At 73.5% G+C, this 24,665-nt stretch carries 26 protein-coding genes and 1 pseudogene; 10 read left to right on the top strand and 17 right to left on the bottom strand.

Annotation, left to right across the window (positions count from 1 at the left end; all coding sequences use genetic code 11):
* Nucleotides 1-4 precede the first annotated feature (4 nt).
* The 4 genes from HD595_RS41555 to HD595_RS41570 are packed head-to-tail and all read right to left on the bottom strand — an operon-like array spanning nt 5 to nt 3,802.
* Nucleotides 5-808, bottom strand: coding sequence for a carbohydrate ABC transporter permease (locus tag HD595_RS41555; RefSeq protein ID WP_253779338.1), 804 nt, complete (start codon nt 806-808; stop codon nt 5-7).
* Nucleotides 805-1,704, bottom strand: coding sequence for a carbohydrate ABC transporter permease (locus HD595_RS41560; protein ID WP_253779341.1), 900 nt, complete (start codon nt 1,702-1,704; stop codon nt 805-807). The genes HD595_RS41555 and HD595_RS41560 overlap by 4 nt, the downstream gene beginning before the upstream one ends.
* The gene (locus HD595_RS41565) at nt 1,695-2,930 is read right to left on the bottom strand and encodes an ABC transporter substrate-binding protein (RefSeq protein WP_253779343.1); all 1,236 of its coding nucleotides are present in this window, start codon (nt 2,928-2,930) and stop codon (nt 1,695-1,697) included. Before HD595_RS41565 ends, HD595_RS41560 begins: the two co-directional genes overlap by 10 nt.
* Nucleotides 2,931-2,938: 8 nt before the next feature.
* Nucleotides 2,939-3,802 (bottom strand): MurR/RpiR family transcriptional regulator, encoded by an 864-nt coding sequence (locus HD595_RS41570; protein WP_253779347.1) that lies wholly within the window; start codon nt 3,800-3,802, stop codon nt 2,939-2,941.
* Nucleotides 3,803-3,914: 112 nt separating this feature from the next.
* Between HD595_RS41570 and HD595_RS41575 the strand changes: the two genes are divergently transcribed.
* The gene (locus HD595_RS41575; protein WP_253779350.1) at nt 3,915-5,552 is read left to right on the top strand and encodes a bifunctional metallophosphatase/5'-nucleotidase; all 1,638 of its coding nucleotides are present in this window, start codon (nt 3,915-3,917) and stop codon (nt 5,550-5,552) included.
* Between the two features lie 9 nt (nt 5,553-5,561).
* Here HD595_RS41575 and HD595_RS41580 read toward each other — a convergent pair whose 3' ends face one another.
* Nucleotides 5,562-5,960: a nuclear transport factor 2 family protein gene (locus HD595_RS41580; RefSeq protein ID WP_253779353.1), complete on the bottom strand. Its 399-nt coding sequence runs from the start codon at nt 5,958-5,960 to the stop codon at nt 5,562-5,564.
* 88 nt (nt 5,961-6,048) lie between these two features.
* Here HD595_RS41580 and HD595_RS41585 point away from each other — a divergent pair, with 88 nt between their 5' ends.
* Complete coding sequence (locus HD595_RS41585) at nt 6,049-6,630, top strand: TetR/AcrR family transcriptional regulator (RefSeq protein WP_253779356.1); 582 nt, start codon at nt 6,049-6,051, stop codon at nt 6,628-6,630.
* A 101-nt stretch (nt 6,631-6,731) separates the two neighbouring features.
* Here the strand turns inward: HD595_RS41585 and HD595_RS41590 are convergent, their stop codons facing one another.
* A complete protein-coding gene (locus HD595_RS41590; RefSeq protein ID WP_253779358.1) occupies nt 6,732-7,589 on the bottom strand; it encodes an NAD(P)H-binding protein in 858 nt (285 codons plus the stop codon).
* A gap of 3 nt (nt 7,590-7,592) precedes the next feature.
* Nucleotides 7,593-8,552 carry an RNA polymerase sigma factor SigJ gene (gene sigJ, locus HD595_RS41595; protein WP_253779360.1) on the bottom strand — a complete coding sequence of 320 codons (960 nt, stop codon included), beginning with the start codon at nt 8,550-8,552 and terminating at the stop codon, nt 7,593-7,595.
* Between the two features lie 133 nt (nt 8,553-8,685).
* On the opposite strand from sigJ, the gene pip reads away from it, so the two are divergent.
* Entirely contained in the window at nt 8,686-9,642 is a 957-nt protein-coding gene (gene pip, locus HD595_RS41600) for a prolyl aminopeptidase (protein WP_253779362.1), read from the top strand.
* Between the two features lie 63 nt (nt 9,643-9,705).
* On the top strand, nt 9,706-10,362 hold the full coding sequence (locus HD595_RS41605) for a class I SAM-dependent methyltransferase (protein ID WP_253779364.1): 657 nt from the start codon (nt 9,706-9,708) through the stop codon (nt 10,360-10,362).
* Nucleotides 10,363-10,396: 34 nt separating this feature from the next.
* On the opposite strand, the gene HD595_RS41610 is transcribed toward HD595_RS41605, so the two are convergent.
* From HD595_RS41610 to HD595_RS41625, 4 genes are all read right to left on the bottom strand, one after another.
* Nucleotides 10,397-11,137, bottom strand: a complete 741-nt coding sequence (locus HD595_RS41610) for an SRPBCC family protein (RefSeq protein WP_253779366.1) — start codon at nt 11,135-11,137, stop codon at nt 10,397-10,399.
* 1 nt (nt 11,138) lies between these two features.
* Nucleotides 11,139-11,750, bottom strand: a complete 612-nt coding sequence (locus HD595_RS41615; RefSeq protein ID WP_253779368.1) for an ArsR/SmtB family transcription factor — start codon at nt 11,748-11,750, stop codon at nt 11,139-11,141.
* 24 nt (nt 11,751-11,774) lie between these two features.
* On the bottom strand, nt 11,775-12,992 hold the full coding sequence (locus HD595_RS41620) for an RNA polymerase sigma factor (RefSeq protein WP_253781454.1): 1,218 nt from the start codon (nt 12,990-12,992) through the stop codon (nt 11,775-11,777).
* A gap of 113 nt (nt 12,993-13,105) precedes the next feature.
* Nucleotides 13,106-13,450 carry a YciI family protein gene (locus HD595_RS41625; RefSeq protein ID WP_253781455.1) on the bottom strand — a complete coding sequence of 115 codons (345 nt, stop codon included), beginning with the start codon at nt 13,448-13,450 and terminating at the stop codon, nt 13,106-13,108.
* Between the two features lie 124 nt (nt 13,451-13,574).
* On the opposite strand from HD595_RS41625, the gene add reads away from it, so the two are divergent.
* Nucleotides 13,575-14,594: an adenosine deaminase gene (gene add / locus HD595_RS41630; protein ID WP_253779370.1), complete on the top strand. Its 1,020-nt coding sequence runs from the start codon at nt 13,575-13,577 to the stop codon at nt 14,592-14,594.
* A 141-nt stretch (nt 14,595-14,735) separates the two neighbouring features.
* Here the strand turns inward: add and HD595_RS41635 are convergent, their stop codons facing one another.
* The 3 genes and pseudogenes from HD595_RS41635 to HD595_RS41645 all read right to left on the bottom strand — a co-directional run.
* Nucleotides 14,736-15,869 (bottom strand): winged helix DNA-binding domain-containing protein, encoded by a 1,134-nt coding sequence (locus HD595_RS41635; RefSeq protein WP_253779373.1) that lies wholly within the window; start codon nt 15,867-15,869, stop codon nt 14,736-14,738.
* A gap of 75 nt (nt 15,870-15,944) precedes the next feature.
* Nucleotides 15,945-16,583 carry a hemerythrin domain-containing protein gene (locus HD595_RS41640; protein WP_253779376.1) on the bottom strand — a complete coding sequence of 213 codons (639 nt, stop codon included), beginning with the start codon at nt 16,581-16,583 and terminating at the stop codon, nt 15,945-15,947.
* Between the two features lie 92 nt (nt 16,584-16,675).
* Nucleotides 16,676-17,611 (bottom strand): annotated as a pseudogene (locus HD595_RS41645) (RNA polymerase sigma factor); the annotation flags it as partial.
* 237 nt (nt 17,612-17,848) lie between these two features.
* Here HD595_RS41645 and HD595_RS41650 point away from each other — a divergent pair.
* Nucleotides 17,849-19,042 carry a cysteine desulfurase-like protein gene (locus HD595_RS41650; protein ID WP_253779378.1) on the top strand — a complete coding sequence of 398 codons (1,194 nt, stop codon included), beginning with the start codon at nt 17,849-17,851 and terminating at the stop codon, nt 19,040-19,042.
* A 21-nt stretch (nt 19,043-19,063) separates the two neighbouring features.
* Here the strand turns inward: HD595_RS41650 and HD595_RS41655 are convergent, their stop codons facing one another.
* The gene (locus HD595_RS41655) at nt 19,064-19,897 is read right to left on the bottom strand and encodes an NAD(P)H-binding protein (RefSeq protein ID WP_253779380.1); all 834 of its coding nucleotides are present in this window, start codon (nt 19,895-19,897) and stop codon (nt 19,064-19,066) included.
* A 69-nt stretch (nt 19,898-19,966) separates the two neighbouring features.
* Between HD595_RS41655 and HD595_RS41660 the strand changes: the two genes are divergently transcribed.
* Together HD595_RS41660 and HD595_RS41665 are read left to right on the top strand one after the other, a co-directional pair.
* Entirely contained in the window at nt 19,967-20,431 is a 465-nt protein-coding gene (locus tag HD595_RS41660) for a MarR family winged helix-turn-helix transcriptional regulator (RefSeq protein ID WP_253779382.1), read from the top strand.
* Nucleotides 20,428-21,429: a tyrosine-type recombinase/integrase gene (locus HD595_RS41665; protein ID WP_253779384.1), complete on the top strand. Its 1,002-nt coding sequence runs from the start codon at nt 20,428-20,430 to the stop codon at nt 21,427-21,429. Before HD595_RS41660 ends, HD595_RS41665 begins: the two co-directional genes overlap by 4 nt.
* Nucleotides 21,430-21,452: 23 nt before the next feature.
* Here HD595_RS41665 and HD595_RS41670 read toward each other — a convergent pair whose 3' ends face one another.
* A complete protein-coding gene (locus HD595_RS41670) occupies nt 21,453-22,370 on the bottom strand; it encodes a hypothetical protein (RefSeq protein WP_253779386.1) in 918 nt (305 codons plus the stop codon).
* Between the two features lie 130 nt (nt 22,371-22,500).
* Between HD595_RS41670 and HD595_RS41675 the strand changes: the two genes are divergently transcribed.
* On the top strand, nt 22,501-23,013 hold the full coding sequence (locus HD595_RS41675; RefSeq protein WP_253779388.1) for a SigE family RNA polymerase sigma factor: 513 nt from the start codon (nt 22,501-22,503) through the stop codon (nt 23,011-23,013).
* A complete protein-coding gene (locus HD595_RS41680) occupies nt 23,000-23,722 on the top strand; it encodes an alanine and proline-rich secreted protein Apa (RefSeq protein WP_253779390.1) in 723 nt (240 codons plus the stop codon). The genes HD595_RS41675 and HD595_RS41680 overlap by 14 nt, the downstream gene beginning before the upstream one ends.
* Here the strand turns inward: HD595_RS41680 and HD595_RS41685 are convergent.
* A complete protein-coding gene (locus HD595_RS41685; protein ID WP_253779393.1) occupies nt 23,706-24,665 on the bottom strand; it encodes an AraC family transcriptional regulator in 960 nt (319 codons plus the stop codon). The two genes, HD595_RS41680 and HD595_RS41685, sit on opposite strands and share 17 nt — an antisense overlap.

Genomic DNA, 24,665 nt, shown 5'->3' on the forward strand with positions numbered 1-24,665 from the left:
TTCCTCAACGGTTCATGCCGGCGGTCAGCCCGGCGACGATCTGGCGCGTGGCCAGGACGAAGAGCACGACCAGGGGGATCGTCGTCATCACCAGGCCGGCGAAGAGCGTGCCCCAGTCGTTCTGGAACTGGCCGAAGAAGTGGGTGAGGCCGACCGGCAGGGTCAGCTTGGCCTCGTCCCGCATCAGGACCAGGGGGTAGAAGAAGTCATTCCAGATCGGCACGAACTGGAACACCACCACTGTCGCGAGCGCGGGCCGCACCAGGGGCAGCATCACGTGCCAGAAGGTCGCGAACGGCCCGGCGCCGTCCAGGGCGGCGGCCTCGTCGAGCTCGTGCGGGAGCTGGCGGAAGAAGGCGGTCAGGACGAAGACGTTGAACGGGACCGACCCGGCCGCGTAGACCAGGACCAGCCCGGTCAGCGAGTCCACCAGCCCCATGCCCTCCAGCAGGTAGAACAGCGGCAGCACGCCCAGGTGGGCGGGCAGCGTCATGCCGGAGACGAAGTAGGCGGCGAACACGCCGCGGCCCCGGAACTGCCTGCGTCCGAGGGGGTAGGCGGCCAGCAGCGAGACCACGGCGCCCAGCAGCACGGCGCCGACCACGACGACCGCCGAGTTGACGACGTAGGTGGAGAAGGACGCCTCCGTCCACGCCTTGACGTAGTTGCCGAACCCGGTGGGCGGGCCGATCGGCCGGTCGAAGATCTCGCTGGTGGGCCGGAACGAGCTGAGCAGCATGACGATCAGCGGCGCCATGGAGAAGACCGCGTAGGCCCACAGCGCGACCTTGACGATCGACGCCCTCATGCCTTCCTCCTCAGCACCCGCTCCAGCAGCAGCGTCGAGCCGAAGATGAAGGTGAACATGAAGACCGCCAGCGCCGAGGAGGTGCCGAGCGCGTTGACGTCGCCGGAGGCGAAGGCGGTCCGGTAGAACAGCAGGCCGAGCACGTCGGTCGCGCCCGCCGGGGCGCCGTTGGAGCCGCCGAGCGCGTAGACCAGGGCGAAGGTGCCCATGCTGCCGATGAAGCTGAGGATCGTGACGGTGGCCATGGCGGGCTTGAGCAGCGGCAGCGTGATGCGCCGGAGCACCTGCCAGGAGCCGGCGCCGTCGGTCCTGGCGGCCTCGGCGTACTCCTGCGGGATGCCGCCGAGGGCGGCGCTGAACAGCAGCATCGGGAAGCCGACCCACTGCCAGGTGGTGATGACGATGACGGTCGGCAGCGCGGTGTCCGGGTCGCCGAGCCACGGCATCGCCAGGCCGAGCGGCTTGAGCAGCGCGTTGACGGGGCCGAAGGCGGGGCTGAGCAGCAGGGTCCACAGGTAGCCGATGACCAGGGGGTTGACCAGGTACGGCAGGGCGAACATGGTCTGCAGCGCCCGCTTGCCGCGCCGTACGCGGGACAGGGCGAGCGCGAAGGCCAGGCCGAGCGTGTTCTGCACCAGCATGGTGCCGGCGAACAGCAGGGCGTTGTGCCCCAGCGCGGGCAGCAACTGGTCGAGGAAGGAGCCCGACAGCAGGCCGGCGTAGTTGTCCAGCCCGGCGAAGCTGTCGCGCAGCGTGCCCTTCCAGGAGAAGAAGCTGTAGGTCAGGCCGGTGAACAGCGGGTAGACGACGAAGGCGGAGTAGAGGAGGAGGGCGGGGATCAGGAACAGGTACGACGAGCCGTTCCCTCCCTGTCCCCGCCGCGCGCCTAGAGCCATGTGGACACGCTCTTGTCGAGCTGTTCGGCCGCCTGCTTCGCGGTGATGCGGCCGAGCAGCATCTCCTGCAGCGCCTTGGAGAACACGGCGGCCGACGACGGGTTGCCGTAGGCGAACTCGTTCATGAAGTAGGTCGCGCCGTGCCGGTCGAAGGTGGTGGAGACCTCGCCGAGGAGCGGGTCCTTGGGCGTGACGCCGGGCACGGCGGAGAAGATGCGCAGGGTGTCGGTGTAGAGCTGGCCGTAGTCCTTGGAGGCCAGCCAGGCGGCGAACTTCAGCGCCTCGGCCTTGTGCCTGGTCTTGACGTTGACGCCGTACGAGCCGTCGGTGAAGCCGGGCATGAGGCCCTGGCCCTCGGGGACGGGCGGCGTGAAGACGCCCAGCTCGATGTCCTTGGCGTTCTCGCCGAAGAAGTTCAGCTCCCACAGGCCGCCGGGGAACATGGCGGCCTTGCCGGAGGAGAACAGGATCTGCGCGTCGGTGTAGGAGACGCCGGCGGCGTTGTCGGGGAAGTACGGCTTGAGCTTGTTGAGCTGGTCGATCCCCTCGACGAAGCGCGGGTCGGCGAACTTCTTCTGCTTGGCCTTGACGGCGGCGATGAAGTCGTCGCCGCCCCAGTGGGCGGTGCCGAAGATGCTCGCCACGATCGGCAGCATCCAGTCGTCCTTGCCGCCGAAGGCGAACGGGATGATGCCCTTGGCCTTGAGCTTCTGGGCGGAGGAGATCATCTCGTCGTAGGTCTTCGGCGGGGTGATGCCGTTGTCCGCGAAGATCTTCTTGTTGTAGATCACCTGCAGGGTCTGCACGGCGAACGGGACGCCGTACACCTTGCCGTCCTTGTCGCCCTTGGCGTAGCGCAGCACCTTCTCGTCGTAGGCCGCCAGGCCGGGCACGTCCTTGGTGTCGAGCGGGAGCAGCCGCCCGGCCTCGACGAGCGGCTGGAGGTTGGCGCCGGCGCGCAGCCAGGCCAGGTCGGGGCCGTTGTCGCCGGCCAGGCCGGTCGACAGGATCGTGTCGTACTCGGTGGCGGTGGTGAAGGACCGGGCGTCGACGTCGACGCCGGGGTTGGCCTTCTCGTACTCGGCGAACATCTTGTCGTAGTTCGCCTCGGGACCCCATCCCCAGACCGAAAGGGTGATCTTGCCCTGGTCGGCACGAGTGGTGGTCGAAGGGGCACAGGCGGTGACCGCCATCGCCAAGGCGACAGCGGCGGCGGCAAGGCGCATGGGGGCTCCTAGCGTGGGGGCAGGCGGTGCTTGGCGACCGCGTCGGTGGCGGCCGTCAGGAGCTGGTTGCTGGTCTCGTGGGTGCGCTGGACGACGCCGATGTAGAGGCAGTCCAGGACGAGCATCTGGGTGTGGCGGGCGGCCACCCCGCCCGCGCGGAAGGGGGTGTCCTGCGCGGCGGTGGTGAGGACGATGTCGGCCGTCTCGGCCAGCGGGCTGCGGGGGAAGTTGGTGACCGCGACGGTGGTGGCGCCGCGTTGCCTGGCGATGGTCAGCGGCTCGACGACCTCGGCCGTGGTGCCCGAGTGGGAGATGCCGACCGCCACGTCGTGGTCGTCGCGCGCGTTGGCGCTGCAGACGGCGTTGTGCACGTCGGTCCACAGCGCGCTCGGCCGGCCGACGGCGTGCAGGCGCAGGTGCAGGTCCATGGCCACGCCCGCGCTGCCGGCGACCGCGTAGAAGTCGATGAACCTGGCGGCGACCAGGGCGGAGACGGCGCGGTCCACCGCCTTGAGGTCGAGCTGGGCGGCCGTCTCCTCCATGGCGCGCAGGTCGCTGGCCAGCAGGCTGCGCAGCACCAGGCTCGCGGGGTCGTCCGGGGAGAAGGCGATCAGGTCCTGTTCTCGGGGGGCGGCGTCGTTGCGCCCGAGCTCGGCCGCCAGCGCCAGCCTGAGCTCGGGGTATCCGGCCAGGCCGAGCTCGCGGCAGAAGCGGGTGATGGTGGTGAGCGAGGTCCCGCACCGCTCCGCCAGCTCGCCGATGGTCGAGGCGGCCACGACGGCGGGCTCCGCGAGGATCGTCTCAGCGATGCGCCGGTGGGCCGCGGTGAGGGTGGGCTCGACCCCTCGGATTCTGGCCAGGATCGGTGACATGGGAGGAACCCTCCCGCTTTCCAACAGCTATGTCAATAGTTCACATTCGACATACGATGTTAGAAATTTTCCCCCTTGCGGGAGTCGCTGGGACTATGTCACTTTCGACGCCATGCGCAACCTCCTCATGGCGCTCGTGCTCGGCAGCACCAGCCTGCTGCCCGCCCGCGCCGACGCGGTGGACATCCAGTTACTGGCCTTCAACGACTTCCACTCGTCCCTCCCCTCGAGCTTCGCCATGACCCCGGAAGGCCCCGTCGAGGCGGGCGGAGCCGAGTACCTCGCGGCTCACCTGGACCGGCTGCAGAAGGACAACCCTCACGGCACCCTCCGCCTGGCCGCGGGCGACAACGTCATCAACAGCCCCGCCTCGGCCGTCATGAACGACGAGCCGGCCATCCAGGCGCTCAACCTGATGCGCCTGGACGCCTCCAGCGTCGGCAACCACGAGTTCGACCGCGGCCTGAGCGAGCTGCGCAGACTGGAGAACGGCGGCTGCCACCCGGTCGAGGGGTGCAGCGTGCCGGGCTTCAAGGGCGCCTCCTTCCCCCTGCTGGGCGCCAACATCATCGACACCACCACGGGCAAGCCCGCCTTCGACCCCTACCTCGTCAAGGAGGTGCGTGGCGTCAAGGTCGGCATCATCGGGCTGACCCACAAGAACTCGCTCTTCGAGGCGCCCTCGCCCACCGCGCCCCTGGAGGGCCGGGACGAGGCCGAGACCGTCAACACCTACGTCGCGGAGCTCAAGGCCAAGGGCGTGCACACCATCGTCGTGCTGCTCCACCAGGGCGGCGGCCAGACCGGCGGCGGCCTGCCCAACCAGTGCAACAACCTGGTCGGACCGGTGAAGGACATCGTCGCCAAGCTCGACCCCGAGGTGGACGCCGTCGTCTCCGCCCACACCCACAACGCCTACAACTGCACGATCAACGGCATCCCCGTCACCCAGACGTCGGGGTTCAGCCGCGAGGTCACGCGGATCAACCTCACCGTCGACCGCGCCACCGGCAACCCGGTCGGGGCGAAGGCGGAGAACATCACGGTCACCCACGACATCAAGCCCTACGGGCCGATCTCCGTGCTGCGCCGCAAGAGCGAGGAGGAGGCTCACCGCCGGTTGGACAAGCCGGTCGGCATGATCACCAGTGATCTCACCGCGGCCAGGAACGCGGCCGGTGAGTCCACGATGGGCCACGCCCTGGCCGACGCCAGGCTCTTCGCCACCTCGGCGCCGGAGAACGGCGGCGCCCAGATCGCGATCCAGCCTCCGTACGGCGGCGGCATCGGCGGCGACCTGGTCGTCTCGGCGACCGGCAACGACCTGCCCAACCTGGTCACCCACGGCGAGGCCATGCGCGTGCAGCAGTTCAGGAACAACCTGGTCACCATGACCCTGACCGGCACGCAGCTGGAGCGGCTGCTGGAGCAGCAGTGGTGCGGCCAGAAGACCGCCCGCGTGCTCGGCGTCTCGCAGGGGCTCACCTACACCTACGACAACGCCAAGCCCGCGTGCGACAAGATCGACCCGGCCACCGTCAAGCTGAACGGGACCGTCGTCGATCCGGCCGCGAAGTACCGCCTGACCGCCAACTCCTTCATCGCGGGCGGCGGCGACGGCTTCTCGGTGCTGACCGAGGGCACCGACCGGGTGGAGAAGGTCCGCGACATCGAGGCCTTCGAGTCCTACATCCGGGCCAGGAGCCCGCTGGCGGCCCCGGCCCTGGGCCGGGTCACCCGCGTGAACTGACGATCGCCGTCATCCGTCGAGGCCCTCTTCGGCGGCCAGCGGGACCTCACCCGCGGTCTTGCTGTAGCCGAGGGCCTCGACGATGAGGCCGTCGCGGACGCGCATGAGGTTCACGCCCTCGACCCAGCCGGACGGGCCGTCGGCGAAGTAGTAGCGCCAGCGGATCGTCGCCCGGTCGCCGGCGACGATGACCTCCTGCGGCTCGAAGCGGCTCGTGCGGTCCTCGACGAGCGCGGTCCACCACGCCAGGCAGGCCGCGCCGCCCTCGACGCGCTCCCCGGTGGGCGCCGGCTGGACCGACTCCATGACGCAGTCCGCACCGATCAGGTCGGTGAGCGCGCCGGCGTCGCGGGCGGTGAAGGCGTGGTTGAAACGGTCGATGACCTCGGTGGTGGTGCGGATCGCCATGATCGGTCCCTCGTAGATAGATCGTTCGGTCTACGGAGAACCATATAGAACGGTTGATCTACCCGTCAAGCGGTGGCAGGCTGGCTCCATGACCACACGCACCGCTCCGGGGCCGCGCGAACGCCTCCTGGACGCCGCCCGCCGGCTGACCTACGCCCAGGGCGTGGGCGTCGGCGTCGACGCGCTGCTGAAGGCCGCCAACGTGGCCCGGCGCTCGCTGTACGAGCACTTCGGCGGCAAGGACGGGCTGATCGTGGAGGTGCTGCGGCTCACCACCGCCGAGGACGAGGAGTGGTACCGGCGGACCATGCGGGCCGCCGGCGACGACCCGCGCGCCCGCCTGCTGGCCGTCTTCGACGGGCTCGCCGAGGCCATCGACGCGCCGGAGTTCCGCGGCTGCCGCTACCTCGCCGCCGACCTGGCGGTGGCCGACCCCGACCATCCCTGTCACGCCGTAACCCGCGAGTACCGCGAACGCGTCCACCGGCTCCTGGAGGAGGAGCTGCGCCGGCTGGGCCACCCGCGGCCGGAGCACGCCGCCACCCAGCTTCTCCTGCTCGTCGACGGCGCCCTGGCGGCCGGAGCCACCCGGCCCGGCGTGGACCCCGCGGGGTGCGCGCGCGAGCTGGCCGAGCACGTCCTCGACGCCCCGGGGCACGGCGCGTCCTGACCCGGGCGCCCGGCCGATGGGCCGCCGACGAGGGGGAAGGCTGGGGCGTGGTCAGGGGCGGAAGGCTGGGGCGTGGTCAGGGGCGGAAGGCTGGGGCGTGGTCAGGCACGGAAGGCGGTGGCGTGGTCCGCCGCCCACCGCGCGAACGACCGCGCCGGCCGCCCCAGCGCCTCCTCCACCGCCCCGGTCGGCTCGGCGGGCGGCAGCGCCGCGTACCGGGCGTACCTCGCCATGAGCGCGGACACGAACGGCCGCGGCAGCCCGCGCCGCACCATGCCCTCCTCGGCCGCCTCCGGCGCGACCTCCTCGAAGCGCAGCGGCCTTCCGGCCGCCTCGCCGATGATCGTCACGGCCCGCTCGTGGGAGACGCTCTCCGGGCCGGTCAGCTCCAGCCGCCGCCCGGCCAGGTCGTCGGTGAGCAGGGCGCGGGCCGCGACCTCCACCAGGTCGCGCTCGTCGAGGAGCGGCTCGGCGAAGCCCGCGTACACGTACCGGACGACGTCGCCGGCGCGGATCTGCGCGCCCCACGAGACGAGCGCGTTGCCGGCGAACGAGGAGGCCCGCAGGCTGGTCCACTCCATCCCGCTCTCCGCCGCGGCGGCGTCGGTCTCCTTGTTGCGGTCGCCCATGGCCCGGGAGGGCTGGAGGCCCAGGGGGTCGTCCACGTTGACGGCCGACAGCGCCACCACCTTGCCGGCGCCGTGCTCCCGGGCCAGGGCGAGCAGGTCGCCGGGGGTGTCGCCGCACGCGCGGGAGTGCAGGAGGACGGTGGTGACGCCGTCGAGGTGCCGGGCGAGCGTGTCCGGCCGGGACGGGTCGCCCCGGACCACCTCGACGCCGCCGGGCAGGTGCGCCGCGCCGGGGTCGCGGGTGACGGCGCGCACCTTGGCGCCCTCGCGGGCGAGCAGGTGGGCGAGGGGACGGCCGAGGGCGCCGGTGGCGCCGGTGATCAGGATCATGAGTCAACCTTCCGTTGGCGGGCTCTGCCGAGCGCGGGTGACGTGGGTGAGCTTGTCGGGGTTGGTGACCGTGTAGACGCCGGTCACCTGGTCGCCGTCCGGGTCCAGCTCGACGACCATGACGGCGAACGGCGTGTCGCCGTCGAACAGCACGGCCGAGGGGTCGCCGTTGACGGTCCGGTAGCGGACCTCGACCCCCTCAGGGATATGGGAGGTGACGCCCGTGATGAGCCGGGCCACCTTGTCGCGTCCGCGTACCGGTCGCTGGAGGGAGGCCCGCGCCCGGCCGCCGCCGTCGGTCCACAGGGTCACGTCGGGCGCCAGGACGCGCATGAGCGCGTCGAGGTCGCCGCCGAGCGCGGCGGCCAGGAACCGCTCGGTGACCTGCCGCCGGGCCCGCGGGTCGGGGCGGTGGCGGGGGCGGCGGGCCCGGACGTGCTCGCGGGCGCGGTGCGCGAGCTGCCGGACGGCCGCGGGCGGGCGGCCGAGCATGCCGGCGATCTCGGTGTGGGCGTAGCCGAACACCTCGTGCAGGACGAACACGGCGCGTTCGACCGGGGCCAGCGTCTCCAGCACCACCATGAGCGCCATCGACACCGCCTCGGCGCGCAGCGCCGGCTCCGCCGCGTCCTCCCCCGCGCTCCCGGCGGGGGCGTCCTCGATCACCGGCTCGGGCAGCCACGGCCCGGGGTAGGTCTCGCGGCGGCGGCTGACGGCGGCCCGGCGGGCGAGGGCGGCGTTGACGGCGACGCGGACCAGGTAGGCGCACGGGCCGGCGATCTCACCGGCCCCGGCCGCGCCCCACCGCGCGGCCCAGGCGAGCCAGGTCTCCTGGAGGACGTCCTCGGTGTCGGCGACGCCGCCCAGCATCGCGTACACGACGGAGAACAGCAGCTCGCGATGGTCGAGGAAGATCCTGGTCGCCTCCTCCGCCCGGTGGGCGGCCGTCGGCGTGTCGGGCATGGCGGGCTCCTTCACCGGTCGTCGCGATCACCACCTGAGAGGGTCGGCGCCCGCGAAGTGTGACACCCCTCCTCGGCCTGTGACGCACCTCACCCGTGGGCGAGATATGACAGCGCTGTTGTATCTTGGTCGGATGCTTCCACCGATTGAGCCGTACGACCACGGCCACCTCGACACCGGCGACGGCCACCTCGTCTACTGGGAGGTCTGCGGCAACCCCGCGGGCAAGCCGGCGCTCGTCGTCCACGGCGGCCCCGGGTCGGGCTGCTCGACCAACGCGCGCCGCACGTTCGACCCCGAGCGTTACCGGACCATCCTGTTCGACCAGCGCAACTGCGGGCGCAGCCTGCCCCACGCGTCCGACCCGTCGGCCGACCTGAGCACCAACACCACGCAGCACCTGGTGGCCGACATGGAGCGGCTGCGCGAGCACCTGGGCGTCGAGCGCTGGCTGCTGTACGGCGGCTCCTGGGGCTCCACGCTCATGCTGGCCTACGCCGAGGCGCACCCCGAACGGGTGTCGGAGATCGTCATGGTGGCCGCCACCATGACCCGCCGCTACGAGGTCGACTGGCTGTACCGAGGGGTGGGCCGGTTCTTCCCCGAGGAATGGCAGCGTTTCCGCGCGGGCGTGCCGGAGGACCAGCGCGACGGCGACCTGCCGGAGCTGCTGGCCGCCTACCACCGGCTCGTGAGCGACCCCGACCCGCGGGTGCGCGCCAAGGCCGCCCAGGACTGGCTGGCCTGGGAGGACGCGGTCATCTCCCTGGAGCCGAACGGCAAGCCCAACGCCTACAGCGACCGGCCCTCCGACGCCCAGGTGGCCTTCGTCCGGATCTGCTCCCACTACTTCTCCAACGGCGCGTTCCTGGAGGAGGGCGCCCTGCTGCGCGACGCCCACCGGCTGGCCGGCATCCCCGGGGTGATCGTCCACGGCCGGTTCGACCTGGGGGCGCCGCTGGAGAACGCCTGGCAGCTCGTCCAGGCGTGGCCGGACGCGCGGCTGGTCGTGGTGGACGACTCCGGCCACACGGGCAGCGACACGATGCGCGACGCGATCCGATCCGCCATCGAGGGCTTCACCCCCTGACGTCGTGATCAGCCTTGAGCGGAACCCGTTGGCCGGGGTGCGCGGCTCGGGCTGAATGGAGGCATGACGGCCCCCTACGACGAGATCGCCGACTGGTACGAGACCGAGTTCCTGCCCAGGAACGCGGACGACCCCCTGGGGCAGCGCCGGGTGCTGACCGAGCTGCTCGGCCGCGGCGAGGGCACGTGCCTGGAGGTCGGCTGCGGCACCGGCGTCCACGCCGCCGTCCTGCGTGACCTGGGCTGGACGCCGGTGGGCGTCGACCTGTCGGCCGGGATGCTGCGCCACGCCCGGCCGCGCCTGCCGGTCGTGCGGGGCGACGCGGCGCGCCTGCCGTTCCGCGACGGGTCCCTGCCGGCGGTCGCGACGCTGATGGTCCACACCGACATGCCGGCCTACCCGGCCGTGCTGCGGGAGGCGGCCAGGGTGCTGCGGCCGGGCGGGGCGCTCGTGCACGTCGGCGTGCATCCGTGCTTCTGCGGCGGGTTCGCCGACCGCGCCGATCCGGAGGCCGTCGTGGTCAGGCCCGGCTACCTCGACGGCCACTGGACCAAGAAGTCATGGACGGACCAGGGCATCCGCGACAAGGTGGGGGCGAGCCACTGGCCGCTGGCGGAGCTGCTGGGCGCGTTCCTGGAGGCGGGGCTGGTGCTGGAGGCGTTCGCCGAGGGCGACGGGCCCACGCCGGTGGTCCTCGGCGTACGGGCCCGCCGCCCCTGACGCGGCGCGGAGTCCTGTCCTCGGCCTCGCGCGGTCAGCCCGTGAAGACCCGGCCGAGCCACGCCTGCCAGCCCGCCTCCTGCTCGGCGACGTCCCCACCGGTGAACAGGACGTGGGAGAGCACCATGACGCCGGGCATCCCCTGGATGAAGCGGTACAGCGCGCCGGACGTGCGGACGCCGAGGGTCTGGGCGTCGGCGAAGTAGACCACGCCCTCCACAGGTGGCAGCCCGTCCGGCCGGAACGCCACGCGCCGCCCCACCATCTCACCGGCCGCCGGCAGGCCGAGCTCGGCGTACAGGGCGCGCCAGGCGTCCGGCCAGTCGCGGACGGGCGGCCCGAACGCGGTCACGGGAGCGGCCGGGCGGCCGCGGAAGTGGCCCAGGTACTCGACCAGCGTGGCGAAGAACATCGCCAGGCCGCTGCGCATCGCCTCGTACTCGGTCTCCCAGTCGTCGCCGGGCAGGAAGCCGCTCGTGACCATGCGCACGACCGTGCTGCCCCGCTCGCGGCCCTCGATGAGGAACTCGTACGCGACGAACCGCCCGTCGTCGCCCGCCGCGCTGGTGTGCGCGAAGCGGTGGGGCGGGTCGGACACCGTGACGGCCGACTCGGGCAGCAACCCGGCGAAGTCGGTGCGCACCGCCTTGTCCGTCACCTCGGTGCGGCCCATGAACCACGAGTCGACGCCGGGGCCGGTGGCGATGGCCTCCCACACCTCCTCCGGCGTGACGCCGACCGTGGCCTCCTGGGGCAGCTCGAACCGGTGACCCATGTCAGTTCTCCCCCTCGCTCGCCTGCGGCCTGGACGGCTTGACGGACGGGTGGACGGCGACCACGATCCGGTGCTCGCGCCCGCCCTCGGCGCTCTCGTCGTGGTACCTGCCGACCAGGGCCGTCACGAACGACGTCAGCTCCTCGGCGAACGCCGCCCGGTCGGCCGCGGAGGCGAAGCGCACCTCGCCGTCCATGCCGAACGTCGCCACCCGCTTGCGGGCCCTGACCGCACCGGTGACCAGCTCGCCGAGATCGCGGACGAGCCGGGCGGCCACCGCGAGCAGCCAGCCCGCCGACAACCGGTCGGGCGACCTGGCGGGGTCGGGCTGCACGGCGGCCAGCGCCACGGGCGAGATGACGAACGAGGCCGCCGTGGCCCGCATCACGCGCTCGGTGACGTTGCCCTTCCTCCGCTCCTCGACGAGCTCGACGAGCCCGTGCTTCTCCAGGGTCCGCAGATGGTAGTTGACCTTCTGCCTGGCCAGGCCGACCCGGGCCGCCAGCGTGGTGGCCGAGCCGGGCTCCACCAGCTCGGCCAGCAGCCGGGAGCGCATGGGGTCGAGGGACGCCTCGGCCGCCGCGGGGTCTTCGATCACCGCCACATCTCGCATGCCCGAACCATCGCACCGAAAAAATTACTTGTCAAGGCGGGCGGCGCGTTCCTCCAGGTAGCGGCGCTCCGGCTCGCTGGCGGTGCGCGCGGCGGCCGCGCGGTAGGCGGCGACGGCGCAGGCGTGGTCCCCGGCCTCCTCCAGGAGGTGGGCGCGCACCGCGGACAACCGATGGTGCGCGGCCATCCGCTCGTCGGCCGCGAGCTCGTCCAGCAGGGCGAGCCCCGCCTCGGGCCCGCGCACCATGGCCACGGCCACGGCGTGGTTGAGCCGGACGACCGGGTTGTCCTCCAGGCCGAGCAGCACGCCGTACAGGGCGAGGATCTGCCGCCAGTCGGTGTCCTCGGCGCGCGGCGCCTCGTCGTGCACGGCGGCGATCGCCGCCTGGATCTGGTAGGGCCCGACGGGGGCGGTGGACAGCGCCGCGGTGACCAGCGCGGCGCCCTCGCCGACGGCCTTCCGGTCCCACAGCGAGCGGTCCTGCTCGGCCAACGGCACGAGCCTGCCGCCGGGGCCGGTGCGCGCGGGCCGGCGGGCCTCGGTGAGCAGCATGAGGGCCAGCAGCCCCATCACCTCGCCGTCGCCAGGCAGCAGCCGCAGCAGCGCCCGGGTCAGCCGGACGGCCTCGCGGGTCAGGTCGGGCCGGTGCAGGTCGGGGCCGCTGGTGGCGGTGTAGCCCTCGTTGAAGATCAGGTAGAGGACGTGCAGGACGACGCGGAGCCGGTCGGCGCGCTCGGACTCGGGCGGCAGCCGGAACGGCACCCCGGCCGCCTTCACCCGCTGCTTGGCGCGGCTGATGCGCTGCGCCATCGTCGCCTCCGGCACCAGGAACGCGGCGGCGATCTGCGCCGTCGTCAGGCCGCCCACCGCCCGCAGGGTGAGGGCGAGCTGCGAGGCCCGGGACAGCGACGGGTGGCAGCACAGGAACAGCAGCGTCAGCGTGTCGTCCTCGTCGCCCGGCCGGTCCTCGCCCGGCGCGGGCACGACGGCCTCGTCGGCCGGGGCGCGGGCGGCGACCGTCTCCTCGCGGCGGCGCCGGGCGTGCTCGCTGCGCACGTGGTCGGTCAGGCGGCGCGCGGCCACGGTGACGAGCCAGGCGCGCGGGCTGTCGGGCACGCCCTGCCCGGGCCACTGCACGGCCGCGTCGAGCAGTGCCTCCTGGACGGCGTCCTCGCAGGCGTCGAACTGCCCGTACCGGCGGACGAGGATGCCGAGCACCTGCGGCGCCAACTCCCGCAGCAGGTCCTCGACGCCGCCCCCGGAATCCGGCCGGCGGGGCTCGACGGAAGCCTCGGGTGGGCAGTCCGCCGAGTGGCCGGACGGGACCTCGGGCGGGCGCACCGGGTCGGCTGCGCTCACTCGGGGACCTCGTCGATGATCGGCCGCACCTCCATCGCGCAGAGCCGCGCGTCCGGCCAGCGGGCGGCGATCTCCGTCGCCCGCTCGACGCTGTCGCACTCGACGATCAGGTAGCCCGCCAGGTACTCCTTGGCCTCGATGAACGGCCCGTCGGTGACCGCCGGGACGCCGTCGCGCACGCGGACCGTCCGCGAGGTCTCCGGTCCGGCCAGCGCCTGCCCGCCGGCCAGCTCGCCGCTCTCGCTCAGCTCCTTCATCAACGCGTCGACCTCGGTCATGACCTCGTCGACGCTGCCGGCGATCGCCTCCTGCGACGCGGGGTTGCTGTAGATCAGCAGCATGTACTTCACGGAACTCCTCCTGCCCGGCGCGCGTGCTCACCCTCATCCAACCGGCTAGAGGGGCCGGCCGCGAATCGCGCCCCCTCCGCGCCCGGCATGTGCGGCTTTCGTATAGTTCACGCACGTGAGCGAGCACCAGACCGGCTTCGTGAAGCCCCTCGGTCCCCCGCCGCAGCCGCGCGACGTCGCCCGGCTGCCGAAGGCGCACCTGCACGTCCACCTGGAGAGCACCGTACGGCCCTCGACCGTGCGCGAGCTGGGCGGCCCGCCCGAGCCGGACGGCCCGTTCCGGAGCTTCGGCGAGTTCGCCGACCATCGGGCCCGGGTACGGGAGCGGCTGGTCACGGCGGAGCACTTCCGGCGGGTGGCGCTGGAGTTCTGCGAGGACGAGGCGGCGCAGGGCACCGGCTACGCGGAGGTGACGTTCACGGCCGCCGCCCACGGCGAGCGGGTCGGCGCGCCGGAGATGCCGCTGGAGGCCGTGCTCGACGGGCTCGCCGAGGGATCGGCGCGGTACGGGATCGAGTGCCGGGTGCTCCTGGACCACTCGCGGCGGCGATCCGTGGAGCGGCTGCGGCTGACCGTGGAGCTGGCGCGCCGCCACGACGGGGTGATCGGCGTAGGACTGGCGGGCGACGAGAGCCACCCGCTGGCGCCGTTCGCGCGGGTGCTGGACGAGGCCCGGGACGCCGGGCTGCGGCTGGTCCACCACGCGGGCGAGACGGCGGGCCCGGACAGCGTCCGGGAGGCGCTGACGCTGGGCCACGCCGAACGGATCGGCCACGGGATCCGCGTCCTCGAGGACGAGGAGCTGGTGGCCGAGCTGCGGGAGCGGCGGGTGCCGCTGGAGGTCTGCCCGACGTCCAACGTCCTGCTCGGGCTCGTGCCGTCGCTGGCCGCGCACCCGCTGCCGCGCCTGCGGGAGGCGGGGCTGGTCGTCACGGTCAACACCGACGGGGAGACGGCGCTGGCGGAGGAGTACGGACGGCTGCGGGAGGTGTTCGGGTACGGGGACGAGGAGCTGGCCGGCCTCGCCCGGGCCTCGGTCGAGGCGTCGTTCGCGCCCGAGGAGGTCAAGGCGAGGCTCAGGGCCGGAGTGGATGCCTGGCTGGCCGACGGAGTGGCACCCGCGGCCGGGGCGTGAGGCCGGTCAGGCCCGAAGCCGGTCAGGCCCGAAGCCGGTCAGGCCCGAAGCCGGTCAGGCCCGAAGCCGGTCAGGCCCGAGGCCGGGGATGACGGGCAGGGCGACCAGGTGTGAGTGCCGGGAGCCGAGCTGTGCTCCAGGTCAGGCGTGGGGGCCGGTGGTGACGGGGCCGAGGGTGAGCTCCGGGCGGGCCTCCAGGATCTCGCCGAGGCGCGCGACCTGGTCGTCCAGCTCGCGTGACCGGGCCGCCGTGAGCGGGCGCAGCGACTCGACCGTGACGTGGACGCGGCGCCCGGAGCGCCGCTGGTGCCACACCCCGGCCACCTCGCCGTCCACCAGCAGCACGGCGTGGTTGCCCGCCTGTCCCCCGGTCAGCGCGCGTGCGGCCGCCGCGCCCGGGTACAGCAGCTCGCGCGGCCGGCCGGCCACCAGGTAGGCGTCGAAGTACGGCAGGAGCCGCACACCCCGGGGCGGCTCGGCGGGCGTCTCCGTGTCGCCCGCCACGACCCAGGCCGGCCGCCCCGCGAACCGCACCTCCTCCAGCTCCGCGGCGGCGAACAGCCGGGCCGCCCACGGCTTCGGCGCCCCCAGCCACTGCGCGAACTCCTCGGGCGTGGCGGGACCGTAGGCGAGCAGGTACCGCCTGAGCAGTTCCCCCGCTCCCCCGGCCGGGCCGGTCAGGGTTCCCGGGGGCGGGGCGGTGTAGGTGACCTTGCGCCCGCGCACCGGGCCGTACACGAACGCGCCCCGGTGGGCGGCCACCGCCATCGCCTGCCGCCAGCGCGGCCACATCGTCTGGAACGCGGGCATCACCAGGTCGCCCGCCCACGGCCCCGTGGCGGCCACCACGGCCTCGCCCAGCTCGTCGATGGTCAGCTCGCGTCCCCGCACGGCCATGGCGATGGCCTCGACGACCTCCTCGGTCTGCTCGCCGGTCATCCGCACGTGCGCCGGGAACGACGGCCCCACCAGCGGGAGCTCCGTCAGGGCGCTCACCCACATCGGCAGGTCCGCGGCCGGGAGAACGTGGACGGTGCCGCGCGGGCCGTGGGTCTTGACCAGCTCGCGCGTCCCCCACAGCGCCTCGCGGACCGTCGCGCGGGTCGCGCCGTCCAGCCGCAGCGCGACCGACAGCTCGGCGGCCGAGATGACCTGGGCGTGCGCCCCGCACATGGCCGCCACCACGCCGGCGGGCGTGCCCGCCTTCATCGGCGTGGCCAGGCCCTGCCGCTCCAGCCTGCGCGCGCTGACCTCACGCCAGGAAAGTTCGATCACGACGTCCCTCCTCGGTGGTTCGCGACCACGCTAGAGGAGAACGCGGAAGACCTCCTTCCGCGATCAGCCGCCGGGTCAGGCGGCGGCGCCGAAGACGAGCCGCCGGCGGCGCCGGTGCCCCGGACGGGTGAGGGTCAGCATGAGCGCGAGCACCGGGCCGGCCAGCCGGCGCAGCTCGGCCAGCTCCTCCGCCCGCGCGTACTGGCCGAGCCTGGGCAGGTCGGAGCCGATGCCGCCGCCTTCGCGCACGGCGTCCTCGGCCTGCTTCCAGTCCGCCTCGGAGACGTGGGCGGCGATGACCGGGAACAGCAGCCGCTCCTCCTCCTCGATGTGCTCGTCGAGCAGGCCGGCGAGCGTGGCCAGGTTCCTGGCCAGGGGGATCGCGGCCGGCGGGTCGCCGGGGAAGGCGTCGGCGTCGCGGGCGACCTCGTCCAGCAGCGGGTCGAGCCGCGCGTGGTCGCCGATCAGGCCGCTCAGGTCCACCTCCGCACCCGCGGACCTGACGACGACCGGCCACAGGACGTCGTGCTCGGCCCGGTGGTGACGCCGGATCCCCGCGCACAGCCGGGTGACGAACACGCTGATCAGCTCGCGCCGGGCGGGTCCGGCGTCCTGCCGGCCGGTGACGATGTCGTGCATGAGCGCGGCCAGGCGACGCGTGTCACCGCGCATGGCGCGGTGGGCGATGCGGATGCCGAGCAGGCTGGGTGCCATCTGATCTCCTCGATCGGTGATGGCGCCCAGCCTGCTCCCGGGTTCTTGGCCCGCTCTTGGCGGCGACTTGGCCGGCCGGAGCGGGCGACGGGTCAGGTGAGGTAGTCGCGCAGCGCGCGGGCCCGCGACGGATGCCGGAGCTTCGACATCGTCTTGGCCTCGATCTGGCGGATGCGTTCGCGGGTGACGCCGTAGACGCGGCCGATCTCGTCCAGCGTCATCGGCTTGCCGTCGATGAGGCCGTACCGCATCGAGATCACGCCCGCCTCGCGCTCGCTCAGCTCGTCGAGCAGGTCGCGCAGTTGCTGCTGCAGCAGCGTGAACGACACGGCGTCGGCGGGCGAGACCGCCTCGGTGTCCTCGATGAGGTCGCCGAACTCGCTCTCCCCCGCCTCGCCGAGCGGCGTGTGCAGGGAGATGGGCTCGCGCCCGTACGCCTGGACCTCGGCCACCCGCTCGGCGGGCAGGTCGGTCTCGGCGGCGATCTCCTCGGGCGTGGGCTCGCGGCCCAGGTCGGCCTGGAGGCGGCGGTGCGCCCGGGCCACCTTGTTGATCAGCTCGACCATGTGGACCGGGATGCGGATCGTGCGGGCCTGGTCGGCCATGGCCCGGGTGATGGCCTGCTTGATCCACCAGGTGGCGTAGGTGGAGAACTTGAAGCCCAGCCGGTAGTCGAACTTCTCGATCGTCCGGATGAGCCCGAGGTTGCCCTCCTGGATGAGGTCGAGGAAGAGCATGCCGCGGCCGGTGTAGCGCTTGGCGATGGAGACGACGAGCCGCAGGTTGGCCTCCAGCATGCGCTGCTTGGCGCGGGCGCCGTCGGCGGCTATCAGTTCGAGGTCGGCGCGGAGGTCGGGGGGCAGGTCGAGCTCGGTGTCGAGGCGCTCGCGGGCGAACAGGCCGGCCTCGATGCGCTTGGCCAGGTCGATCTCCTGCTCGGCGGACAGCAGCGGCACGCGCCCGATCGCCGACAGATACGTCTTGACGGAGTCGGCGCCGACCGCAGGAGAGTCGGCGGCTCCGTCGTCCAGTTCGAGAACCTCTGCTGCTTGGGACACGACAACTCCTCGCGACAGGCAGGTCACCACCGTCCACGCTACCCAACCGTGCCCGGTGCGCGGGCCGCCGCCGGGGCCGCTCGGGCCCTGGTGCGGCGGGTGGCCGTCCTCCTGTGTACCTTCCCCCGTGAACGCGGTTCGCACCCGGCCCCCTCCGCCACCTCATACGGACGATTGACGACTGACCTGGACGAGCATCACCTTTCCATGCGCTTTCCGCACGAGAAGGTCCGTGCCTGCTATCCCGCCCTGTCCGACGGCCACGCCTACCTCGACGGCGCGGCCGGCACCCAGGTCCCGCGGGCCGTCATCGACGCGATCGCCGGCGCCTACCGCTCGGGCCTCGGCAACGTCGGCGGCGCCTTCCCCGCCAGCCACCGCTCCGACGCCGTCGTGGACGGGTGCCGGGCCGCCGTGGCCGACCTGGTCGGCGGCCGGCCGGAGGGCGTGATCCTCGGCCCCAACATGACGACGCTGACGTACCGGATCGCCATGACCCTCGCCAAGGACTGGGGACCGGAGGACGAGGTGGTGCTCTCGCGGCTCGACCACGACGCCAACGTCCGCCCGTGGATCCAGACCGGCGCGACGGTCAGGTGGGCCGAGGTGGACCCGGTGACCGGCGAGCTGCCGGTGGAGCAGTACCGGGAGCTCGTCGGCGGGCGCACGCGGCTGGTGGCGGTGACCGCGGCGAGCAACGTGCTGGGCACGCGCCCGGACGTGGCGGCCATCTGCGAGGTGGCCCACGCGGCGGGGGCGCTGACGTACGTGGACGGGGTGCACGCGACCGCGCACGGACCCGCCGACATGCGGGCGCTGGGCGCCGACTTCTACGCGACCAGCGCCTACAAGTGGTCCGGCCCGCACATCGGCGCCGTGGTGGCCGACCCGGCGCTGCTGGAACGGCTGCGCCCGGACAAGCTCGCCCCGTCGCCCGACACGGTGCCGGAGCGGTTCGAGCGGGGCACGGCGGCCTTCGCCGACCTGGCGGGGGTGACGGCCGCGGTCGACCATCTGGCCGCGATGGTGCCGGGAACGGGCTCGCGCCGCGAACGGCTGCTCGCCTCGATGGGCGCCGCGGAGGCGTACGAGCTGGAGCTGTTCGGGACGCTGCTGGCCGGGCTGGAGGCGATGCCGCACGTCACCCTGTACGGCAAGGCGGCCCGGCGGACGGCGACGGCGTACTTCACGGTGGCCGGCCGGACGCCGCGCCAGGTGGCCGAGCACCTGGCCGGGCGCGGGGTGAACGTGTGGAACGGCCACAACTACGCCTGGGAGCTGACGGGCGCGCTCGGCATCCGGGACGCGGGGAGCGCGGTGCGGGCCGGGCTGGTCCACTACAACGACCGCTCGGACGTGGACCGCCTCCTGGAGGGGGTCGCCGGCCTGCGCGCCGGCTGACGTCCGTGCGACGCGCGGCCGTCAGCCGGCGGGGGCGAACTCGTCGGCGTGCTCGCGGGCCCAGGTCTCGAAGTCGCGGGCGGGCCGGCCGGTCAGCCGCTCGACGGTGTCGGTGATCTCCACCGGCTTGCCGACGCAGGAGCTCCAGTAGTCGAGCAGGGCGTCGGCGAAGCCGGCGTTCATGTACGCGGACATGTCCTGCTTCCACTGCTCGGGGCTGACCCGCCGGATGCCGACGGGCCGCCCGAGGACGCCGGCCAGGACGTCGAGCTGCTCGGCGAAGGTGACCGACCGCGGCCCGGTCAGCGTGTGGGCCGCGCCGTGCTCGCCGCCCGAGGTCAGCACGGCGAGCGCGACGGCGGCGACGTCGGCGGTGTGGATGGGGTCGTTGTGCGCGTCCGGGTACGGCAGGGCGACCGGGTCGCCGGCCTTGATCGCCCAGGACCAGGCGAGCGCGTTGGAGGAGAACGAGCCGGGCCGCAGCAGCGTGGTCCGGACGGCGCCGGCGAGCAGGGCGCGCTCGGCGTTCAGGTGCGAGGCGGCCAGGGGGTTGGTCGCGGCGTCGGGGTGGAGCACCGAGGCGGAGGACAGCAGCACGATGTGCTCGACCCCGGCCTCGGCGGCCTCGCGGGCGAAGGCGCCGGCGTGGGCGGCGTTGGCGTACAGGAAGACGGAGGTGACGCCCTTGAGGGCGGGCGCGAACGTGGCGGGGTCGTTCAGGTCGCACACCACGCGGTCCGGCAGGCCGGGGGCGGGGGCGGCGGAGGCCTCGCGGACCTCGGCGCCGCGCTCGCGGAGCAGGGCGGTGAGGTGCTGGGCGACGGCGCCACGCGCGCCGGTGACGAGAATGGTCATGGTTCCTTCTGTAGACTTGTTCGTGACGCATATATTGCGTGACACACATGATTTGGGATGGGAGAGGTCATGTCAAATCGGCACGCGCTGCTGGAGCGGATCATCGCGGAGAGCCAGCGGCACTACGCCGCGTACGTGCTGTTCAACCAGGCGATGGCCGACCGGCTCGGGCTCCACCCCACCGACCTGCAGTGCGTGGCCCTGCTGAACCTGGAGGAGGGGCCGGTCAGCACCGGCCACATCGCGCGGCTCACCGGCCTGACGCCCGGCTCGGCCTCCCGCCTGGTGGACCGGCTGGAGAAGGCGGGCCTGGCCGTGCGCGAGGCCGACCCGGAGGACCGCAGGCGGTCGCTGGTGTCGCTGACGCCCGGCGTGAGCGAGCGGATCGGGCAGGCGTGGGACACGCCGGGCACGGCGTACGGGGAGGTGCTGCGCTCCTACACGGACGCCGAGCTGGAGCTCATCGCCGACTACCTGCGGCGGGCCACCCGGGTGGGGCTCGACCAGGCCGAGCGCCTCACCTCCGGAGAGTGAGCGCCGTTAAGATCGGCGGCGTGAGCCTGCCCGCCGTGCCCGACCTCGGGGCGCCGCCGCCGCCCGTCGAGCCGGCGCGCGACCCGTACCACGTCTACCTCGACTCGCTCACCAGCCCCGAGTCGCGCCGCTCGATGCGCGGCTGCCTCGACCGGCTCGCCCGGCTGCTGACCGGCGACGAGAGCGCCACGGGCGCGGGCCAGCCGTGGCACCTGCTGCGTTACGAGCACACGGTCCGCATCCGCACGATGCTGACCGACCAGGGCTGGTCGGCGGCGTACGTCAACAAGCACCTCGTCGCGCTGCGCCGGGTGCTGAAGGAGTCGTGGCGGCTCGGCCAGACCAGCGCGGAGGACTACGCCCGCGCCTCCGACCTCGCCCCGGTGCGCCAGAGCCGCCTGCCCACCGGCCAGCACGTGCCGCCGGAGGTGGTGGGCGCGGCCCTGGCCGCCTGCGACGACTCCCCCGCCGGCGTGCGCGACGCGGCGCTCATCGCCGTGCTGTACTCGACGGGCTGCCGCCGCGCCGAGGTCGGCGGGCTCACGCTGGCCGACTACGACCCCGGTGGCCGGTCGCTGCGGGTGCGCGGCAAGCGCGACAAGGAACGCCTGGTGTACCTGACGGCCGACGCCATCGGCCTGGTGGAGCGGTGGCTCGCGCTGCGGGGCGGCGCTCCGGGGGCGCTGTTCAGCCCGATCAGCAAGGCGGGCCGCGTCCGCACGCGTGACGGCCGCCCGGCGCACCTCACGGGACAGGGCGTCGCCGACATCCTGACCCGGCGGTTCGGCCAGGCGGGGGCGTCGCGGCGCACGGCCCACGACTTCCGGCGCACGTTCATCGGCGAGCTGCTGGACGCGGGCGTGGACCTCGCGACGGCCCAGGCGCTCGTGGGGCACTCGTCGCCGGCCACGACCGCCCGCTACGACCGCCGCCCCGAGCGCACCCGCCGCGAGGCCGTCGACCGCCTCCGCCTCCCGGCCCCGCGCCCGCTCTCCTGAAGCTCGCCGTCCCGGTGCCGCCGCTACGGCAGGGCGGGCACGGCCGGCGCGGCGTCGGTCCAGCCGGCCTGGAGGATGGTGCGGGTGCCGGTCCCCTCCAGGAACGGCTTGCCGTCCATCGTGGCCCGCACGTCGTCGGCCAGCAGGACCATCGCACCGGCGTCGACGATCAGGGTGCTCCTGGCCACGAGCGCGTCCTTCGGCGTGGCACCGACAGGGTCGATCGACAGAGCCGTGCCGGTCCGGCCGGCGCCGTCCTTCGCCGTTCCCTTGACCCGGACGCCGGGCATCGTCGGCAGCGCCCGGTAGGCCGCGGCGCGGACCTCCTTCGGCACGGGAAGCTCGTGGAGCAGGGATGTCAGCGCCTGGGTGACGAGGCTGTCCACGAACGTCTCCTTCGTGGACTGGACGCGCGCGGCCCGCGTGAGCCAGGACTTCAGGCCGTCCGGATCCGCGGGCAGGCGCTGGAGCTCGTCGTACGTCAGCCGCTGCCTCGCCAGCGCGAACGAGCCGTCACCCCGTTCGGGTCCGACGCTGCCCTTGTCCGGCCGGCCGGACAGCGACAGGGGCCGGCCGTCGGCCGTGCGGGTCCACTTGGTGGGCGAACCGTCGCGGCGCCAGGACTCCCGGTCCGCCGCGCTCTTGGGGTAGGCCCCCGGCCTGCGGGATCCGACCCAGGATCTGCCGTCAGGGGCGGACCACCGTTCGGTGACGAGCGGCTCCACCACCCAGTACCGATGCGACCCGCCGCCGAGCTGCCGGGGGCTGGTCTCCTCCCACAGCTCCCGGGTGTGCCAGTACGCGCCTCCAGGGGGAGCCGACGCGGCGCCCGTGAGCCGCAGCTCCGGCGTCCTCGCCGGGCCGGGCAGGCCCAGCAGAACGGTGGCGCCCACCGCCGCCAGGGCGATCAGCGGACGGACCGGTACGGTTCCGCGCTTCATGTGTGTCCTCCAGTCGTGCCGAATCACGCCCCCCCATACGCTCGGGCGCCGCGCGAGGTTGCCCGCGGCGCACGGGCAACCCGCCGGGTGACCGGAGCGTATTGGGGGGCGTGACATTGGACAGACAGCCGTGAACGGCACCGACCAAGACTTCAGCGCCTTCGTGGCGGCACGCGCCACGAGCCTGCTCCGGGTCGCCTATCTCGCCTGCGGGGACGAGGCGGAGGCGGAGGACCTGCTGCAGACGGCGCTGGAGCGCACCTACCGGAACTGGCACCGGGTGGAGCACGACAGCCCCGAGCCCTACGTGCGCCGCGTCATCGTCAACGCCGCCATCAGCCGGGCCCGCCGCCGGGCGATCCTGCGCATCGTCCCGACGCGCACGCTGCCGGAGACGCCGGCCCGCTCGGACGACGTCGACCTGCGCGGTGTCCTCATGGACGCGCTGCGCGGCCTGCCTCCCCGGCAGCGCGCGGTGGTCGTGCTGCGGTACTGGGAGGACCTCAGCGAGGCCCAGACCGCGGAGGTGCTCGGTTGCACGGTCGGCACGGTGAAGAGCCAGGCGTCGAAGGCGATGGCCAAGCTGCGTACAGCGCTCGGCGAGACTTCCGTGGAAGGAGTGATCGGCAATGCCCGCGCTTGAGGACCGGCTCCACCAGGTCATGGCGGACGAGATCACGCGGCTGCACGCCGCGCCCGACCTCGCCGAGCGGGTCATCCGTTCCGCGCGGCGGAAGAGGATGCGCGCCCGGATCGCGGCCCTGACCGGCATGCTGGCCGTCGCCGCGGCGACGCCCCTCTACCTGACGACGGCGCCGGCCGCCGGTCCGGCGCCCATCGTCGCCGAGACGCCGTCCCCGCCCGCCATCGACGACACCCCGGCGCCGCGGTCCACTCCCCCGGACTTCGGGGACCTGGGTGACGGGAAGGCGTTCGGGCGCGTCAAAGTGGGTTACCTGCCCCCGCGCCTCCAGTGGGCCCACTGGTCCCAGGACAACGGCGACGCCTACACGACCTCGTGGAACTACGACGGCGACAGGAAGAGCTTCTACTGCGTCCAGATCTTCGTGTACGAGGACCAGGCCGTCCAGGAGATCGACGACCACGTGCGGAGGCTTCGCGACGAGGAGGAGGGCAAGGAGGTGACGCTCGGCGACCGGACCGGCTACGCGCTCGTCGAGAACGTCGGCGAGGACGGCACGAAGGGCACCCCCACGCTCTACCTCACCATGAGCGAGCGGCGCCGGGCCCAGATCATGTTCAGCCCCGTCTACGCCGAGGACCTGGGCGGCGCCAAGGCCGTCGACCGCGAGCTGAGGAGGATCGCCGAAGGGCTCACCGCCGACGACTAGCCGGCTCCTGGACTCCCGGGACGCGGCGGCGATGGCCGCCCGGCGTGGTGCCGTACCACTGCCGGAACGCCAGGTGGAAGCCCACCACCGAGCCGTAGCCGACGCGCCGGGCGATGGCGTCGTGGGGCAGCGCGGTCTCCTCCAGGAGCCGCGCCGCCTCCTGCATGCGGCGCGCCGTGAGGTGCCGCATCGGCGCCTCGCCCACCAGCCGCCGGAACGTGGCGGCGAACGCCGAGCGCGACATGCCCGCCTCGGCGGCCAGCGTCTCGACCGTCCACGGCTCGCCGAACCTGGTCTGCACGGCCAGCAGCGCCGCCCCGACGGCCGGGTGGCGCAGCGCCCGCAGCACGGGCCGCCCGGCGGACGTCCCGCCGTCGCCGAGCGCGGCCCGCAGCGCCAGCACGAAGACCAGCTCGAACGCGCGCAACGCCACCAGGGCCTGCCCCGGCTCGTCCTGGTCCCACTCCCCCGCGAGGCCGTCGAGGGTGCCGCCGAGCAGCGGCTGCCCGGCCAGCGCCGCCCGGTCGAGCACGAGCACGGCCGGCAGCGCCCGGTACAGCGGCGAGGCGGCCGCGGCGTCGTAGTGCAGGCCGCCGCACAGCATGACCGTCTCCGCGCCGGGCCCGTCGATCCGCACCGTGCGGGCCGCGCCGGGCCGGCGCGCGGGCAGCACGCTCTCCAGCGGCACGGTGGCCCGGCCGGGCTCGTCGGCCAGCCGGTGGGCGCTGCCGTGCGGGAACACCGCCAGGTCGCCGGTCCGCAGCCGCACCGGCTCCTCGCCGGGCAGCTCGACCGTGCACGCGCCCGCCTGCACGTAGTGGACGAGGGCGCAGCTCTCCCGCTCCCCCGCCACGCCCCACGGGGCCCGCGCCGACCAGCGGCTGTGGAAGACGCCGCGCAGCCGCAGCGGGGCGAGCAGCTCGCTCAGCAGATCACCGTCCAC

The sequence above is a fragment of the Nonomuraea roseoviolacea subsp. carminata genome (assembly GCF_024172185.1).
GTDB classification, from domain to species: domain Bacteria; phylum Actinomycetota; class Actinomycetes; order Streptosporangiales; family Streptosporangiaceae; genus Nonomuraea; species Nonomuraea roseoviolacea.